Here is a 16,707-nt window from a genome sequence, read left to right as displayed (position 1 = left end):
GTACCGGCGGGTGAACCGGTTACACACATGTACGTGGGGACTCTGTCCTTCGACCTGCTCCTCGGCGACGTCCACTCGCTGAAGGAGAAGCGCTCCGTCGTCCGCCCGATCGTCGCCGAACTCCAGCGGAAGTACGCCGTGAGCGCGGCCGAGGTGGACCACGTGGACCTCCACCGGCGAGCGATCATCGGACTCGCCGTGGTCTCCGGCGACGTGGCGCACCTCACCGACGTACTGGACCGGTGCGAGCGGCTGGTCGCCGGCCGCCCCGAGGTGGAACTGCTGTCCGTGCGACGGCGGCTCCACGGCGACGACGACTGACCACGAAACGCAAGCAAGAAGAAAGAACGGGAGACGGACCAGTGGCCGACAACGCGCGGGCTAAAAGGCTGGCGGACCTCATCCGGGAGGTGGTGGCCCAGAAGCTGCAGCGCGGGATCAAGGACCCGCGGCTCGGCTCACACGTCACCATCACGGACACCCGGGTCACGGGTGACCTGCGGGAGGCGACCGTCTTCTACACGGTCTACGGCGACGACGAGGAGCGGCAGGCCGCCGCCGCGGGCCTGGAGAGCGCCAAGGGCGTCCTCCGCTCGGCCGTGGGAGCGGCCGCCGGGGTGAAGTTCACGCCGACCCTCACCTTCGTGGCGGACGCACTGCCGGACACCGCCCGGACCATCGAGGACCTCCTCGACAGGGCGCGCCAGTCCGACGAGAAGGTGCGCGAGGTGTCCGCGGGCGCCGCGTACGCCGGTGACGCGGACCCGTACCGCAAGCCGGGCGAGGAAGACGACGAGACGGACGACGCCGCCGAATGACCAGCAAGCCCACCCCGCCCGACGGCCTCGTCATCGTCGACAAGCCGTCGGGCTTCACTTCGCACGACGTGGTCGCCAAGATGCGCGGGATCGCGAGGACGCGGCGCGTCGGCCACGCCGGCACCCTGGACCCCATGGCGACCGGCGTCCTGGTCCTCGGGGTCGAACGCGCCACCAAGCTCCTCGGGCACCTCGCGCTCACCGAGAAGGAGTACCTGGGCACCGTCCGCCTGGGCCAGAGCACCCTCACCGACGACGCCGAGGGCGAGATCACCTCGTCCACCGACGCCTCCAAGGTGACCCGGGAGGCCATCGACGCCGGCATCGCCAAGCTCACCGGCGACATCATGCAGGTGCCGTCCAAGGTCAGCGCCATCAAGATCGACGGCGTGCGCTCGTACAAGCGGGCCCGCGAGGGCGAGGACTTCGAGATCCCCGCCCGCCCGGTGACCGTCTCCTCCTTCACGGTGTACGACGTCCGGGACGCGGTCGCCGAGGACGGCACACCCGTGATCGACCTGATCGTCTCCGTGGTCTGCTCCTCCGGCACCTACATCCGCGCCCTCGCCCGGGACCTGGGCGCCGGCCTCGGCGTCGGCGGCCACCTCACCGCGCTGCGCCGCACCCGCGTCGGGCCGTACAAGCTGGACGCGGCGAGGACGCTGGACCAGCTCCAGCAGGAGCTGACCGTGATGCCGATCGCCGACGCCGCGTCCGCCGCGTTCCCGCGCTGGGAGGTCGACGGCAGGCGGTCCCGGCTGCTGCTGAACGGCGTCCGGCTGGAGATCCCCGACGAGTACGCGGGCGCCGGTCCCGTGGCCGTGTTCGACCCCGAGGGCCGCTTCCTCGCGCTCGTCGAGGAGCACCGGGGCAAGGCCAAGAGCCTGGCCGTCTTCGGCTGACCGCTGCCGGGCCCGACGGGCCTTCTGCCGTGGAGCGGCGGCGGGCCACGGGCTCGTGCCCCTGCCGCCGCTCCACGGTCCCCCTCGGTTCCCCCACCCCTAGGGTTATCCAGCAGCCCCCGCGTATTCACCCGACCGGGCAGGCGCTCGGAGTGAACCGGGGGAGCGGAAGGGGGCGCGTTCACCGCGTGATCTGCCCCGCCGATCAACGTGCGCCTACCGTCGAGGTCAGGGCACGGGGACAGCGGGCGGGGAGGTACGGCGATGGCGGGACGGGGCCCGCGCACCGGAGGCGGGCGCCGGGAGCAGGAACGGGCGTGCGGGGAGCAGCCGTACGGGCAGTGCACGCACGGGTACGGGGACGGCGCGGCCGGCGGACTCGGCGTGGACGACGGCGCCGGCGGTGCCGATGCCGTCCTCGTACGGATCCGTGACCTGGCCGGGCGCCCCCGCGGGTACGGCTTCCTCGCCGACCACCACGGCACCCTGCTCACCAGCCACGAGGCCGTCGACGGCCTGCCCCGGCTGGTGCTGCACGCCCCCGGGGACCGCACCTGTGTGGTCCCCGCCGACGCGGTCACCCCGCTGCCGGCCCTGGACCTCGCCCTGGTGCGCACCGAGGGCCTCGGCATGGACCCGCTGCCGCTGTCCGTGCGGGAGCGGATCGCCACCGGCACCTACGTCCGGGTCGCCGCCGGCTGCTGGCGGGAGGCGCGGGTGCTGGCGGCCACCGAGGTGACGTACACCGCCACCCACGGCTTCCACCTGCTGGACGACGTGCTGGAGCTGGCCATCGGCACGGCCGGCCGGGACGCGCTCCGGCTCGGCGGCGGCGCGGCCGGGGGACCGGTGCTGGACGCCCGTACCGGCGCCGTCGTCGGCGTCCTCGGCACCGCCCTGCACACCGCCGAGCGGGACGCGGGCTTCGCGGTGCCGCTGCGGCCCGCCGACGCCGTCCTCGCCCGCCTCCTCGCCCGCAACGCGGCCACCGTGCCCGCCTACGGCGCCGACCTCAACCTCGCCGGCATCCTCCAGCTGACCACCACCTCCGTGGTCCAGGACGGCCCCCCGGACGCCCTCACCGGCCACCCGTGCGCCGTCGAACCGCTCGAACGCGCCGACACCGTCCGGGAGCTGGCCGCCTTCACCGCCGGCGACCGTCCCGTGCTCGGGCTCGTCGGCGCCCCCGGCAGCGGCCGTACGACGGAACTCGCGGCGCTCGCCGCCCGCCGTGCCCGGGACGAGCGGCCCGCCCCCACGCTGTGGCTGCGCGGCGCCGACCTCAAGGACACCGACGACTCGGTGGCCGACGCCGCCAGCCGCGCCCTGGAGCGCGCCGCCCGGATCGTCGCCGCGTCCCGCCGCGTGCGGCCCGAGGACCTCGGCGACACCAGCCCCGAACACGTGGCCCACCGCGCCGCCCGGGCCGGCCGGCCGCTCCTGCTGCTCCTCGACGGCCCCGAGGAGATGCCCCCCGTCCTCGCCCACCGCCTGCCCGCTTGGACCCGGGGCACGGCCGACTGGCTGCGCGAGACCGGCGCGCGCCTGGTGGTGGCCTGCCGCGAGGAGCACTGGGAACACACCGGCAACGCGTTCGCCGCGGACCTCCTCCACACCCCGGGGTACCCGCCGGCCGGCGCCCCCGAGGCGACCGCGACCGGCCGGGACGACTCCGGGGCCCGGGCGGACGACGGCGGAGGCGTGGCGGCTGGGTCCGTGGTTCCGAGCGGGAGTGTGGCGGCTGGGTCCGTGGCTCCGGGCGGGGGTACGGGCGGGAGTGTGGCGCCCGGGTCCGTGGCTTCGGGCGGGGGCGTCGAGTCACCTCAGGTGTCGGACGGCCCTGCTGGGGCGGTGGCGGCTGCCCCTGCCCCTGCCGCTCCGGCGGGCGACGACGGCGTGTGGACGGGGGCGCCGGCCGGTTCGGCCGTCACCGCTGACGCCGACGGGGTCGTACCCGTGCCCGTGCCGGCCGAATCCGGCTTTCCGCCGGGGGTGGTTGTGCCGGAGGGTGTCGGGTTTCCGGCGGGGGTGCGCCGGCCGGACGGACTCGGGTTTCCGGCGGGGGTGTCCGTGTCGGGCGGCCTCGGGTGTCCGGTGGAGGTGCCCGTGGCGGACGGTCCCGAGTTCCCGTCGGGATCGCGTGGGTCGAAGGGTCCGGCCGGCGCGGTCGACGGTGAACCGTCCACCGGGACCTCCGCGGCGTCCCACCGCCCGCGCAGGGGCCCGGGGACGTCCCACCGACCGCCCCAGGGCCCGGAGGAGCCGCTCCGCGCCTCCGACCCGCTTCCCCCCTGTGTGCGGCTCGGGGACTTCACCGTCGACGAGGGGCGGCGGGCGCGGGCGCGGTACGGCATTCCGGACGGGGTGCTGGCCGAGCGGGACGAGCGGCATCCGCTGGCGCTGCGACTGCTGGCCGAGGTCCGGGCGGCCGTACCCGACGCCCCGCCGGCCGGCCCCGTCGACCGGGACGACGTGTTCGCGGCCCACCTCGACCTGATGTGTCTGCGCGTCGCCGTCCGCCTCGCCGCGGCCGCCGGCCTGCGCGGCACGGCCGTCCGCCGGCTGGCCGCGCGGGTGGCCGGGCAGGTGCACGAGGCCGCCCGGCGCAGCCTCGGCGCGGGCCGGGGCGAGCTGGACCGGGAGTCGTTCGAGGCCGTGTTCCCGTGGGGACCCGCTCCGGCCCGGCTCGGCGGCGGCACCGGCTGGGCCTCCGCCGTCCTCGCCGAGGGACTCCTCGTGCCGGCCGGTGACGGCTACCGCTTCGCCCACGAGGAACTGGCCGACTGGATCCAGGGCATGCACCTGGACCTGGACGAGGCCCTGCGGGCCCTGGTGCACCACCCCGGCGAGCCGGACGACGGCCACGGCCCGGTCCCGGTGCCGCACCACCGCGTGGGCCCGGTCGTGCAGGCCCTGCTGCTCCTCGCCCGCCAGCACGGTCCCCGGCAACTGGTCGAGCGGCTCGGCGAGTTGGTCGAGGCGCTGGACCGCGACACGGGCTCCTGGTGGGCCGCCCGGCTGCTCGCCCGGACCCTCCAGCAGGTCCCGGACCCCACGCCGTACACCGAGGTGCTGCGCCTGCTCGCCGACCGTGTCGTCGCCTGGCGCCGCGCCCGGCGGACCGTACCGGCCGACTTCCGCCCCGCCTTTTGGACCGCCCTGCCCGTCCCGGCAGCCGAGCGCCTGCACCTGCTGCGCCGGCTCGTGCCGGCCGACCCGGCGCCGCCCACGGCCGGGGACCGCTATCTGGACGCCGTGGCCCGGCTGCTCGCCGCCGCCCCCGCCGTCGTACAGCCCCTGCTCACCCGCTGGTTCGCCGACGAGCGGCCGCTGCCCGCGACCCCGCACGCCACCGTGGCCACCGCCGCGCAGGCGCTGCTGCACACCCACCGGCACGGCGCCCTGGACGATCTCACCGAGGTACTGGTGGCCTGCGCGCACCGGCGCGCCGACGAGCTGCTCGCCGTCCTCGCCGAGGACGAGCCGCCGGCCCTCTGCCGGGCGGTCGGCCGCTGGGCGCACGACGAGCGCCCCGCCCGCCGGGTCGCGGCGGTGGCGTACGGGTTGCGCGCCGCCCCGCACGTCCGCTCGGCCGCCGACCGCGAGCTGCTGCGCCACGCCGCCCTCGCCCTGCTCGCCCGCCCCGCCGACTGCACCCTGCACGGCGGCGCCCTGGCCCTGCTGGTCCGTGACCCGGACACCCGCGACCGGTATCTGCCCGCCGCCCTCCGCCACTTCGCCGACGGCGACCCGCAGTTCCCGCCGAGCGCCCTGGCCCCGGCCCTCACCACGCACCCGGAACCGGTCCTGGAGGCATTCCGGGCCCGGCTGAGCGCCCCGGACGCCGGCCGCCCGGGCACCAGGGCGGTACTGCGCGGCCTCGCCGAGGTCACCACCCCGGCCCTCGCCCCGCGGGTCGCCGCCCTCCTGCGGGGAGCGGTGCGGCTGTGTCCGGAGACCGCCGGGCACGTCGCCGGCCACCTCGACCGCCGCCTCGAACAGGGCCCCACCGCCCGCCCCGTCCTGCTGCCCCTCGTCACCGGCCTGCTCGACGGTGGTCCGGAGCAGCTCCGCGCGGCCCTGGCCACCGTCCTCGCCGCCCCCGGTACGCCCGCCTCCCGCCCGCTCCGCCGTGAGCTGCTGGAGTTCCTGCTCGCCCGGGAACAGGACCCGGCCGTCCTGGACGCCGTGCTGCACGCGGCGGTGGCACCCGGGCGCGGCTGCGAGGACGAGGACGAGGTCCGCGGCCTCGTCCACCGCACCGGCCTGCTCCTCGTCGGCACACCCGAGGGCACCACCCGATTCGACCGCGGTCTGGCCGAGCTGGGCCGGCACGTGCCCGGCTTCGCCGCGCGCATGGCCCGCTGGCTGACCGACGCCCCGGACGACTGGGCAGCCGTCGTCGGCCCCGGCGCCCGCCGCATGATCGAGAACCTGGCGGGCGTGCGTGTACCGGCCTGAGCGGCGCCAGGAACGTGCGCCCCGTCACAGCCTCCATGCCGATGCCGGCGCGGCGCACCCGGCATGGCACCCTTAGACCTGCACAACGAGGTCAGGACAGACACGGACAAGGGTTCGAGGAGCGGTCACAGTGCAGCGCTGGCGTGGCTTGGAGGACATCCCCGAGGACTGGGGGCGCAGCGTCGTCACCATCGGTTCCTACGACGGCGTCCACCGCGGCCACCAGCTGATCATCAGGCACGCCGTCGACCGCGCCCGTGAACTGGGCGTTCCGGCCGTCGTGGTCACCTTCGACCCGCACCCCAGCGAGGTCGTCCGCCCCGGCAGCCACCCGCCGCTGCTGGCCCCGCACCACCGCCGTGCCGAACTGATGGCCGAGCTGGGCGTCGACGCGGTCCTCATCCTCCCCTTCACCACCGAGTTCTCGAAGCTGTCGCCCGCCGACTTCGTGGTGAAGGTGCTGGTGGACAAGCTGCACGCGAAGGCGGTCGTGGAGGGCCCGAACTTCCGCTTCGGCCACAAGGCCGCCGGGAACGTCGAGTTCCTCGCCGAGCAGGGCAAGGTGTACGACTTCGAGGTCGAGGTCGTCGACCTGTACGTCACCGGTGAGGCGGGCGGCGGCGAGCCGTTCTCCTCCACGCTGACCCGCCGCCTGGTCGCCGAGGGCGATCTCGCCGGCGCCCGCGAGATCCTGGGCCGTCCGCACCGGGTGGAGGGCGTCGTCGTCCGCGGTGCCCAGCGCGGCCGCGAGCTGGGCTTCCCGACCGCCAACGTCGAGACGCTCCCGCACACCGCCATCCCCGCCGACGGCGTGTACGCCGGCTATCTGCACGTCCAGGGCGAGGCCATGCCGGCCGCCATCTCCGTCGGCACGAACCCGCAGTTCGACGGCACCGAGCGCACGGTGGAGGCGTACGCCATCGACCGCGTCGGCCTCGACCTGTACGGCCTGCACGTCGCCGTCGACTTCCTCGCGTACGTGCGCGGCCAGGCGAAGTTCGACACGCTGGAGGACCTGCTGGAGCAGATGGCCGCGGATGTGCAGCGGTGCCGGGAGATCGTGGCGGCGGAGCAGTAAGCCGCTCGCTTCAAGAGGAAGGGGCGGCCGGTGCGATGAGCACCGGCCGCCCCTTCTCCGTCTTCCGCGGCCCTACTGCTGCGGCGGGGCCTGCGGGGGCTGCTGCCCAGGCTGCGGCTGACCGGGCTGGGGCTGGCCGGGCTGCGAGTGGTCCGGCTGCTGCGCGCCCGGATACGGCTGCTGCGGCGGGTACGGCTGCTGCGCCGGGGCGTACGGCTGACCAGGGGCCTGCGGGTACGGCTGACCGTGGCCGGGGGCCTGCGGGTACGGCTGTCCCGGCGTCTGCGGGTACGGCTGACCGGGCGTCTGCGGGTACGGCTGTCCCGGCGCCTGTGCGTACGGCTGTCCCGGGGCCTGCGGGTACGGCTGACCAGCGCCGTACGGCTGTCCCGGCGTCGCCTGGCCCGGCATCGGCGGGGCGGCCACCGGCGGCGGGTTGCCGTCGTTCGTCCACAGGCCGTGCGCCTGCTGGTGCCGGGTGAAGTCCTCGGCGATCATCGCGGCGAGGTTGAAGTACGCCTCGCGCGTCTTCGGCCGCATCATGTCGAGGTCGACCTCGGCACCGGCGGCCAGATGCTCGTCGAAGGGCACGACGACCACCCCGCGGGTCCGGGTCTCGAAGTGCGCCACGATGTCGTCGACCTTGATCATCTTGCCGGTCTCGCGCACCCCGGAGATCACGGTCAGCGACCGCGACACCAGGTCGGCGTACCCGTGCGCGGACAGCCAGTCCAGCGTCGTACTGGCGCTGCTCGCGCCGTCCACGGACGGCGTGGAGATGATGATGAGCTGGTCGGCGAGGTCCAGCACCCCGCGCATGGCGCTGTAGAGCAGGCCGGTGCCGGAGTCGGTCAGGATGACCGGGTACTGCCGGCCGAGCACGTCGATCGCGCGCCGGTAGTCCTCGTCGTTGAACGTGGTCGAGACGGCCGGGTCCACGTCGTTGGCGATGATCTCCAGGCCGGAGGGGGCCTGGGAGGTGAACCGCCGGATGTCCATGTAGGAGTTGAGGTACGGGATGGCCTGGACGAGGTCACGGATGGTGGCCCCGGTCTCCCGGCGCACCCGCCGCCCGAGCGTGCCGGCGTCCGGGTTGGCGTCGATGGCGAGGATCTTGTCCTGCCGCTCGGTGGCGAGGGTGGAGCCGAGTGCGGTGGTGGTCGTGGTCTTGCCGACACCGCCCTTGAGGCTGATGACCGCGATCCGGTAGCAGGACAGCACCGGCGTACGGATCAGCTCCAGCTTGCGCTGCCGCTCGGCCTCCTCCTTCTTGCCGCCGAGCTTGAACCGGCCGCCCGCCGCAGCGGGCCGCCCGCTCTTCGCCTTCTGCTTCTTGTTGTTGAGCAGCCGGTCCGAGGACAGCTCCACGGCGGCGGTGTAACCGAGCGGCGCGGCACCGGGATTGGTCGGCTGCCGCTGATCGTGCTGCACGGGCTGCGGCCAGGCGGCACCGGAGCGGGGGTCGACCGGGGGCTGGGGCGCCTGCGGAGCGCCCGGGACGGCGGGGTCGGGGGTCTGCGGGGGCTGCGGGAAGCCGTAACCGCCGGCCTGGGCCTGCGCGTTGGGGCCGCCCGGCTGGGGGAACCCGTAACCGCCCGGCGGAGTGGGTGCGTTGGGGGCCGGCTGCGGGGCGGGCGGCTGCGGGAAGCCGTAACCGACGGGCTGTGCCTGGGGGTTGGGGCCACTGGTCTGGGGGAAGCCGTAGCCGCTCGGCGGGGTGGGGGCACCGGGCGCCGGGTTCGGTACGGGCGCGCCGGGCTGGTACGGCTGGTGGGGGACCGGCTGTGCTGCGGGCGCGCCGGGCTGGTACGGCTGGCTCGGGGCCGGCTGCGCGGGTGCGCCGGGCTGGTTCGGCTGGTAGGGGGCCGGGCCGGGCTGGTGAGGGGCCTGGTGGGGCTGGTGCCACCCGGCGGGTGCGGGCTGCGGGGCCTGCGGCTGGAACGGCGGCTGCTGGCCGGGTACGCCGGCCGGACCCTGGGCGACCCCCGGCTGCGGCTGCTCACCGGGCATCGGCCCGGGCTGCTGCGGGGCGGCCGGCTGCTGCCCGGGCCACTGGGCCGCGGGGGCCGGGGCGGCGGGCTGGTACGACGGCGGCAGCGGGGGCAGCCCGTGCTGCGGCGCGGGCGACGGGGTCCAGCCGGGCTGGGGAGCCGGGGGAGCGGGGGGCACGGCGGGCCCGGGCTGGGGCACGCCGGGCTGGGACGTGCCGGAGTCGGGCGCGCCGGACTCGGGGGCGCCGGGCGACGGGAAGCCGTGGCCACCAGGGTGCGCGGCGGCGGGCTGCGCGGCAGGCTGAGGGCCGCCGGGCTGCGGGGCCGCGTCGGTGGTGGCGCTGTCGGCGGTGGCGCTGTCGGCCGGCGTGCCGTCCTCGGGCGCGCCGGGCTGCGGCGCGCTGCTGTGGGCCGCGTCGTCCGCCGGCGCCGGTACGCCGGAGACCCGCACGGGCTCGGCGGCATCCTCCGGCGCCTCGGCACGCAGTGCGTCGGCGCCACCCTCCTCGGCGCCACCCTGCTCGGCGTCGGCGGCGACGCCGGCACCCGGAGTGTCCGACCCCCCGGCGGACGCCTGCCCGTCCCCGTCGGCAGCGGCGGAACCCTCGGACCCCTCGGAACCGTCTGATCCGGCAGCCTCCGCCACCGCGCCCTCCGGCGAGGCGGCTTCCCCGCCCGCCTCGGACGCGTCCGAGGCGGAGCCCTCGGTTCCGGCGAAGCCCTCCGCACCGGACGAGGCCTCCGAGGCGTCACCCACGCCCGCGTCACCCGCCGCGGCCGTGGCCTTTCCGGAGCCGTCGCCGTCGCCCTCGGAGGGGGCCGGCGCTTCGGTGGCTGCCGCGCGCTCGGCGATCTCGGCCATCTGGCGCTTCAGGGCGACGGCGGAGAAGCGCATGGTCGCCCCGCTCTCCAGGTCCCCGTTGTCCGTCTCCGGCTCGACCGCGGGAGAGGGAGCCGGCGCCTCCTGCGAGGCCGTTCCGGGCTGCTGCGGCTCGAAGCCCTCGGGCAGCCGCGGCACAGGCACCGGCTCACCGGCCGGCGGCGCGGGCTGCGCGACCGGGGGAGCGTACGAGGCGCCGTGCGGCGGAGTGAACGACGCACCCTGCGCCGCCGGACCGTACGGAGTCCCCTGCGGCGGCGTGCCGGCCGGCGGTGGCGTCGGACCCGGCACGGGCGAACCCGTGGGGAAGGGCACACCTGGAGCGGCAGGAGCGGCGGGAGCGCCGGAGTTCCCCGCGGTCCCGGCGAATCCGCCCGCGCCGCCGGCACCGACGGCGCCGCCCGAGCCCCCGGCCGTACCGGACGCGTTCTGCGTGTACCAGGCGGGGGGAGCGTAGTCGATGGTGAACTCGCCGGTGGTCTCGACGGCCTCCGCGTCGGGCTGGTCATCGCCGGGTGTGTCCCAGCCCCCGCGCATCCCGTCCCGATCGCTGCTCACAGTTCCTCCTGGTGTGGTCGAGCACCCTCATGCCGTGCCGGGGCGACCATGTCGTGTCGTACCGAGTCGTCCGTAGTCGTCGGGCGGTCCGATGCACCGGCCTTCCCCCGGGGACACCGACGCCCGGCTCACGGGTCCTGTCATCGCGCCCACTCCCAGCCTAATCACCAAGAGCCGCACCTCGGCAGGCCCGTCCGCCTCTCCGCGCCCGCCCACCAGGTCACCGCGGGCCGGAAACACCCCGCCCGTCCCGCGGAACCGCCACGACAGCGTGAACAAAAGGGACAGGCATGGGCAGTTCAGTCCATCCGGCGGGGCGTGCCCAACAATCCGATCTCGGCGTCGGTGGGTTGGGTCAGCACATACTGCCGGTCACGGTCGGTGCACCACAGGGTGACACCGTCGGGCAGCGCGGGCAGCGACTCCACCTCGGTCCGCGACAGTCCCATCGTGCGCCCCAGTTCGGCCGCCTCGTCCGGCGAGACCCGCTGGATACCCGCGAGCCGCGCCTGCCGCAGCAGCCGGGGCGCGGCCGGGCTGAGATACGGCAGCAGGGTCAGCACCGACTGCCAGGGCCCGGACACCACCCGCCCGCGCGGCGGCCGCATACCGCAGTCCCGCACCACCAGCACCGGCGTTCCCGCGGAAGCCCCCTGCGGCGGCACCCGCCCGACGTCGTACACGGACAGGCCGTTCTGCCCGCCGCCCATGGCATGCACCATCTGCATCCACGCCTGCGGCCGCCCGGTCTCCACGGCGACGCGCGCGCCGGTGGCGGCGGAGCGCAGCGCCAGCACCTGCGCCGTCCACAGACCCCCGATCAGGACGACGTCGTACGGCGTGGGCCGGTTGATGCCCAGCACGGCCGGCTGTCCCTCGGCGTCGACACCGGCCACCACCCCGTCGTCCCCGATGGGCAGGGCGAGGGCGTCCAGCTGCTGCACGGACAGCCCGTGCCGGCCGTGGCGCGGTCCGAGCAGGCCGAGGCCGTGCCGCAGCCGCTCCAGCGCGCGCTGGGGACCGGACGGTTCCTGCGCCGCCCGTGCCGGCGCGCCCGGTGCCGGGGAAGTCGTCGGGATCGTCACCGCGCGCCTCCGAGAGGAAGAGTGGCCAGCATGCCGGGCAGTTGCTCACGGTCGAGGCGGGTCAGACCGGCCCCGGACCGGCGGGCCGCGTCCTCCAGCGCCCGCCGGGCCGCCACCAGCTCGTCGTCACTGCGCCCGGTCACCCGCAGGTGCCCGCACAGCGAAACCTCCTGCCGCTCACCGGGGGCGAGGGTCAGGCTGAACGTGGTGGCCAGGGCCGGTACGGCGGTGACCCCCGCGACGAACTGCGGCAGCGACTCCGAGCGTTCGCCGCCCAGTTGGGGCCAGCGCCGGATCCAGTACGTGGTGTGCCGCCGGTTGTCACAGCGCCAGCTGCGCCCGGATTCCTCCGTGCGCCGCTCCCGCGTCTCGCTGCGCCCCGCCTCGGCGGTGACCAGCGGATTGGCGCAGGCGGAGGTGGCGAGCGCGGCGACCAGCTCCTCCTCGTCCAGCACCCGGGCCCGGAACCCGGCGCCGGTCAGCCGGCTCGCCAGGTGGTCCGCGGCCCGCACCACGCACTTCTGGGCACCCGTCAGACCGCCGCCGCGCGCGGCCACGGCCTCCGCGCACAGCTCGGGGTCGAGCTTCAGCGCGATCCAGGTGATGCGCACGGCCGGGGCACCGGTCTGCTCCTGGAGCGGGAGGTAGTTGGCGACGGCCACGGACTGCTGGGGCAGGTGCAGCGCGGGCGCCGGCTGGGTGTGCAGCACGATCTGCGCCGACTCCAGACGGATCCCGTCCACCTCCAGCGCGTCCCGCACCAGCCCCAGCGGCAGCGGCTGCCGGCTCCGCTCGGCCCGCAGCGCGGTCGCGTCGGCCTCCACCTGGAGGACGGCCGTGACGAACGTGCCGTCACCGACGATCCCGACCGGCCGCCGGTCACGCGCGCCGTAGGAGTACGTGCGCAGGGCGGGCTCGCACTCCACCGCCGGGACCAGGCCCGGCTCAGTACCCGGAGGTATCGGGGTGCCGGCGGCCCGCTTCTGCCGCGCCCGCAGTTCCCGTGCGGTGGCCAGCCACTCCGGCAGGGAGCGGCCCCGCCGCCGTACGAAGGCCAGCAGGACCAGGGCCGGCGCGAGCACCGCGGCCGGTACCAGCACCGCCATCCCGACGGCCCAGCCGACGAGCAGCACGGCCGCCGCCAGCTCCACCAGCACGAGCCGTTGCAAACGGAACGAGCCGGCCCGGCCCGGCCGTTGCCTGAGGCCGAGCGTGACCTGCTGCCGCTCCCCGTCGCGCTGGGCGGACGCGCCGCGTGGCGGTGTCCCGGACCCGGCCGTGCGACCTGGCGCCGCCGACCGGCCGCGCGCTCGCGTCCGCGTTCCGGAAGCCATCACTCCATCCCCCCGTTTTGCTCACAACTCGCTGGAACCAGGCCACTGAACAAGGCCCTTGAGGGCCCAGGTACCCTACCCGCTCCACGAGGCCCGCTCCTTACCAGGCATAGTAGGGGCCGGGTCCGACAACGGAGGGCGGGGGAGCACGGTCCCCGGGCGCGCTCCGCGGGAGACACGGGGAGAAACAGGCACAGATGGCATCTCGGCGGGATCAACTCAACGCCTACACCTTCGCGAAGCGCCGCATGCTCGCGTCGTTCGTGCAGTCGTCACCGGATGCCTCCGACGAGGGGGCGCCCCGGCCGCTGCGCGCCATCCTGCCCGGCGCGGTCGTCGGTGCGGTCGTCCTCGCGGTGTTCGGCGCCTGGGGCATGTTCAAGCCGACCGCCCCGCAGGGCTGGGACGCCCCCGGGCAGAAGGTGATCATCGCCAGCAAGTCCACCACCCGGTACGTGGTGCTGAAGACCAAGGGCAAGACCCAGCTCCACCCGGTCCTGAACATGGCGTCCGCCAAGCTCGTCCTCGACACCCAGAGCGACGTCGACGTCGTCACCGTCGACGAGTCGATCCTCGACAACGGCAAGATCCCGCACGGCGTCACCATCGGCATCCCGTACGCCCCGGACCGGCTCCCCTCCGGCAAGGAGGCCGGCACGGCCAAGCAGTGGGCCGTCTGCGAGCGCCCGAGCGGCAGCGGCAGCTCCATCCAGAAGGCCGCCTTCGTCCTCGCCGAGCGCGACCAGGGCAAGCTCACCGACGCCGAGGAGAAGCTGCACGGCGGCCAGCTCCTCTACGTCGTCACCCCGGACAAGAAGCGGTACGTGGTCGACGCGCGCGGCTGGGCGTACCCGGTCGACGCCTCCGACAGCCTGTTGTTGCAGACGCTCGTGGGCGCGGACCGCACACCGCAGCAGGTGACCAAGGAGTGGATCGCGACCCTGCACCCCGGCGACGCGATCAGCTTCCCGCCCGTCGAGGGCGTCCCGGCCGCCCCCGCCCACGCCCCCGGGCAGCTGGACCCCCAGGCCAACCGCGTCGGCATGGTGCTCAGGGCTCCGGTCAACGGGCACGAGCAGTACTTCGTGGTGCTGCCCGGCCGGGTCGCCCCCGTCTCCGACTTCGTCGCCCAGCTCCTCCTCGTCAGCAAGGACCTGGTGAAGCTCGGCCAGACCGGACACCACCAGGAGGTCAGCGCGGGCGCCATCAACCGGGGCGCGCCGTTCGCCGCCGACCACAAGTGGCCCACCGCGAAGCCCACCGCGGTCAACAGCGCTTCCACGGCCGACGGCAGCCGCAACACCGTCTGCAACGTCCTGAACCACGTCGACCCCGGCAACGGCGACACCACCCTGAGCACCTGGGCGGGCACCGACTTCCCGGCGGTCCTGCCCACCGGCTCCTCCAGCGCGTACGTCACCGCGGGCTCCGGCCAGCTCTACCGCCAGTTCCAGGGCAGCGAGACCAAGGCGGGCCCGGTCTTCCTGGTCACCGACACCGGCCTGCGCTACGGCCTGCAGTCCAACGACGACAGCGCATCCGACGACAAGGGCATCGGTCTCACCGCGAAGCAGCGCAAGCAGCTGCAGCAGGAGGCCAAGCTGGCGCAGACCCGTCTCGGCTACGCCGACGTGAATCCCGCGCCGATCCCCGCGTCCTGGTCGGAGTTCCTGCCGACCGGCCCGCGTCTGTCGACCGCGGCGGCCCGCCAGCCGCAGGGCTCCTGAGGGGTACGACGATGACGTCCACGCTCCGCACCCGCACCGCACTGGTGACGGTCATGGCGGTGGCCGCCACCCTGTCGGCGGTGCCGGTGGCCGCGGCCGACTCCGCCTCCGACCAGTGCACGTTCTCCAAGTCGAACCACAAGTACGCCGGTACGCCCTGGTCCCTGCAGCGCGTCAACCTCGATGAGCTGTGGAGCCAGTCCAAGGGCCGGAACGTCAAGGTCGCCGTCATCGACACGGGCGTCGACACGGCCAACCCGCAGCTCACCCACGCCGTCGCGCCGGCCCTGGGGAACAACTTCCTGCCACGCAAGGACGGCAAGGGAGAGCCGATCGACCGGGGAAACGACAAGGGCACGACGGACACGGTGGGCCACGGCACCCGTGTGGCGGGCATCATCGCCGCCCGCCCCATGAAGGGCACGGGCTTCGTCGGGCTCGCCCCCGAGGCCACCATCGTCCCGATCAAGCAGAACGACGCGGAGGGGCACGGCACGGCCGGCACCCTCGCCCAGGCGATCCGGTACGCGATCCGGGTCAAGGCCGGCGTCATCAACATCTCCCAGGACACGGCCAACGCCATCGCGCCCGACGAGGACCTGCACCGGGCCGTCGACGAGGCACTGCGGGCCGGCATCGTCGTGGTCGCCTCCGCGGGCAACGACGGCGTGGACGGCAACGAGAAGAAGACCTACCCCGCCTCCTACGACGGCGTCCTCGCCGTAGCCGCGTCCGACCGCAACAACGAACGCGCGGCCTTCTCCCAGTCCGGTGACTTCGTCGGTGTGGCCGCCCCGGGCGTCGACATGATCTCCACGGTTCCGAAGGGCGGCCACTGCCCGGACAACGGCACCAGCTTCTCCGCCCCCTTCGTGGCCGGTGTGGCCGCGCTGATCAAGGCCAAACACGGCGACTGGACGCCCCGTGAGATCGTGGCCCAGATCGAGCAGACGGCCGAACGCTCCATCGCCGGCCACGACATCCGGGTCGGATGGGGCGTGGTGGATCCAGTCCGCGCCCTCACGGAGGACGATCACCCGATCGAGTCCCCCCGCCCCGACGCCGGCCTCACCCATGCGGAGGCCCCCACCCCCGCCACCCTCACCCTCGGCGAAACCCCCCAGGAACGCACGGCCCGCATCGCCACGTACGTCGCGATCGGCGTCGCGGTACTGGTGGCCGGACTCGGCGGAGGAGCGGTGGCCCTACGCGACGCACGACGCAGGCGCCGTGGCCGAATGCGGGTCGGGTAGTGGACGCGCTGACCAAGCTGAATGTGCTGGGCGTGGTCTTGTCCGCCGTGCTAGTGGCCATGGCTTGCGTGAAGACCGACCGGGTGCGCGCCTGGCGGGCGAACCTCAACCCGTCGGCTCCGGAGCTGCCCGGCTCCGCCTTCGTCGCCGCCCGCCTCATCTTTCTAGGGTTGGCGAGTATCGGCGTCTACACGTCCGTCCAGGGCTTCAACGTCTCCGATGACGTGTCCTGGAGCGATGGCGAGCTGACCACCGCGGTCCGACAAGCGACCGACGAGCTCGACGGTTTCACATTCCAGGCTGATGACGGGGGCAACCCTCTCCCCTTCACCGACTACGCATCGCTGCTCAAGGACAAGGTGATCCAGCACGGCGGCGGCGACGCACCGGAGTACGGGGTGACGACCGAACCCGCCGAAGGCAACACGCTCGACGACGCGTTCTTCACGGTCACCGGGGACGGCGCGGACCGCGCGTTGTGCGCCCACATCAAGCGCATCCGGTCGGAGAAGGACGACTACTCCCCACCGGGCATCGCCGGCGGAGAGGGAACGCTCACCTACCCGGGGTACCGGCTCGCGGCATCGGCACGTGACGGGGAGTGCTGACCTGCCTTCGTG

Annotated in this window: 11 protein-coding genes; 8 read left to right on the top strand and 3 right to left on the bottom strand. The window is 74.8% G+C overall.

The genetic code is table 11. The features are described from left to right. The first annotated feature begins 27 nt into the window (after nucleotides 1–27). From IG05_RS0126120 to IG05_RS0126100, 5 genes are all read left to right on the top strand, one after another. Nucleotides 28–321: a DUF503 domain-containing protein gene (locus IG05_RS0126120; RefSeq protein ID WP_030346330.1), complete on the top strand. Its 294-nt coding sequence runs from the start codon at nucleotides 28–30 to the stop codon at nucleotides 319–321. Between the two features lie 41 nt (nucleotides 322–362). Next, nucleotides 363–818: a 30S ribosome-binding factor RbfA gene (rbfA, locus tag IG05_RS0126115; RefSeq protein ID WP_030346328.1), complete on the top strand. Its 456-nt coding sequence runs from the start codon at nucleotides 363–365 to the stop codon at nucleotides 816–818. Beyond that, nucleotides 815–1,720, top strand: a complete 906-nt coding sequence (gene truB / locus IG05_RS0126110; protein WP_030346327.1) for a tRNA pseudouridine(55) synthase TruB — start codon at nucleotides 815–817, stop codon at nucleotides 1,718–1,720. The genes rbfA and truB overlap by 4 nt, the downstream gene beginning before the upstream one ends. Nucleotides 1,721–1,984: 264 nt before the next feature. Beyond that, the gene (locus IG05_RS47080) at nucleotides 1,985–6,181 is read left to right on the top strand and encodes a serine protease (RefSeq protein ID WP_107051421.1); all 4,197 of its coding nucleotides are present in this window, start codon (nucleotides 1,985–1,987) and stop codon (nucleotides 6,179–6,181) included. 130 nt (nucleotides 6,182–6,311) lie between these two features. Further along, entirely contained in the window at nucleotides 6,312–7,259 is a 948-nt protein-coding gene (locus tag IG05_RS0126100; RefSeq protein ID WP_030346324.1) for a bifunctional riboflavin kinase/FAD synthetase, read from the top strand. 72 nt (nucleotides 7,260–7,331) lie between these two features. Here the strand turns inward: IG05_RS0126100 and IG05_RS0126095 are convergent, their stop codons facing one another. From IG05_RS0126095 to eccE, 3 genes are all read right to left on the bottom strand, one after another. After that, nucleotides 7,332–10,688: an SCO5717 family growth-regulating ATPase gene (locus IG05_RS0126095; protein ID WP_030346322.1), complete on the bottom strand. Its 3,357-nt coding sequence runs from the start codon at nucleotides 10,686–10,688 to the stop codon at nucleotides 7,332–7,334. 299 nt (nucleotides 10,689–10,987) lie between these two features. Further along, the gene (locus IG05_RS0126090) at nucleotides 10,988–11,767 is read right to left on the bottom strand and encodes a hypothetical protein (protein ID WP_420707628.1); all 780 of its coding nucleotides are present in this window, start codon (nucleotides 11,765–11,767) and stop codon (nucleotides 10,988–10,990) included. Nucleotides 11,768–11,769: 2 nt separating this feature from the next. Further along, on the bottom strand, nucleotides 11,770–13,107 hold the full coding sequence (gene eccE, locus IG05_RS0126085; RefSeq protein WP_078894489.1) for a type VII secretion protein EccE: 1,338 nt from the start codon (nucleotides 13,105–13,107) through the stop codon (nucleotides 11,770–11,772). A 197-nt stretch (nucleotides 13,108–13,304) separates the two neighbouring features. Between eccE and eccB the strand changes: the two genes are divergently transcribed. From eccB to IG05_RS0126070, 3 genes are read left to right on the top strand one after another with little or no spacing between them, the layout of a single operon-like run. Further along, nucleotides 13,305–14,834, top strand: a complete 1,530-nt coding sequence (gene eccB, locus IG05_RS0126080; RefSeq protein ID WP_030346318.1) for a type VII secretion protein EccB — start codon at nucleotides 13,305–13,307, stop codon at nucleotides 14,832–14,834. Nucleotides 14,835–14,845: 11 nt separating this feature from the next. Continuing rightward, complete coding sequence (gene mycP, locus IG05_RS0126075) at nucleotides 14,846–16,087, top strand: type VII secretion-associated serine protease mycosin (RefSeq protein ID WP_030346316.1); 1,242 nt, start codon at nucleotides 14,846–14,848, stop codon at nucleotides 16,085–16,087. After that, nucleotides 16,087–16,695, top strand: coding sequence for a hypothetical protein (locus tag IG05_RS0126070; RefSeq protein ID WP_051790286.1), 609 nt, complete (start codon nucleotides 16,087–16,089; stop codon nucleotides 16,693–16,695). The genes mycP and IG05_RS0126070 overlap by 1 nt, the downstream gene beginning before the upstream one ends. Nucleotides 16,696–16,707: the final 12 nt, after the last annotated feature.

The organism is Streptomyces sp. NRRL S-1022, from assembly GCF_000720135.1.
In the GTDB taxonomy this organism is placed as follows: domain Bacteria; phylum Actinomycetota; class Actinomycetes; order Streptomycetales; family Streptomycetaceae; genus Streptomyces.
The sequence above is the reverse complement of the archived record's forward strand: the minus strand, read 5'-3'. Positions and strand labels throughout refer to the sequence as shown.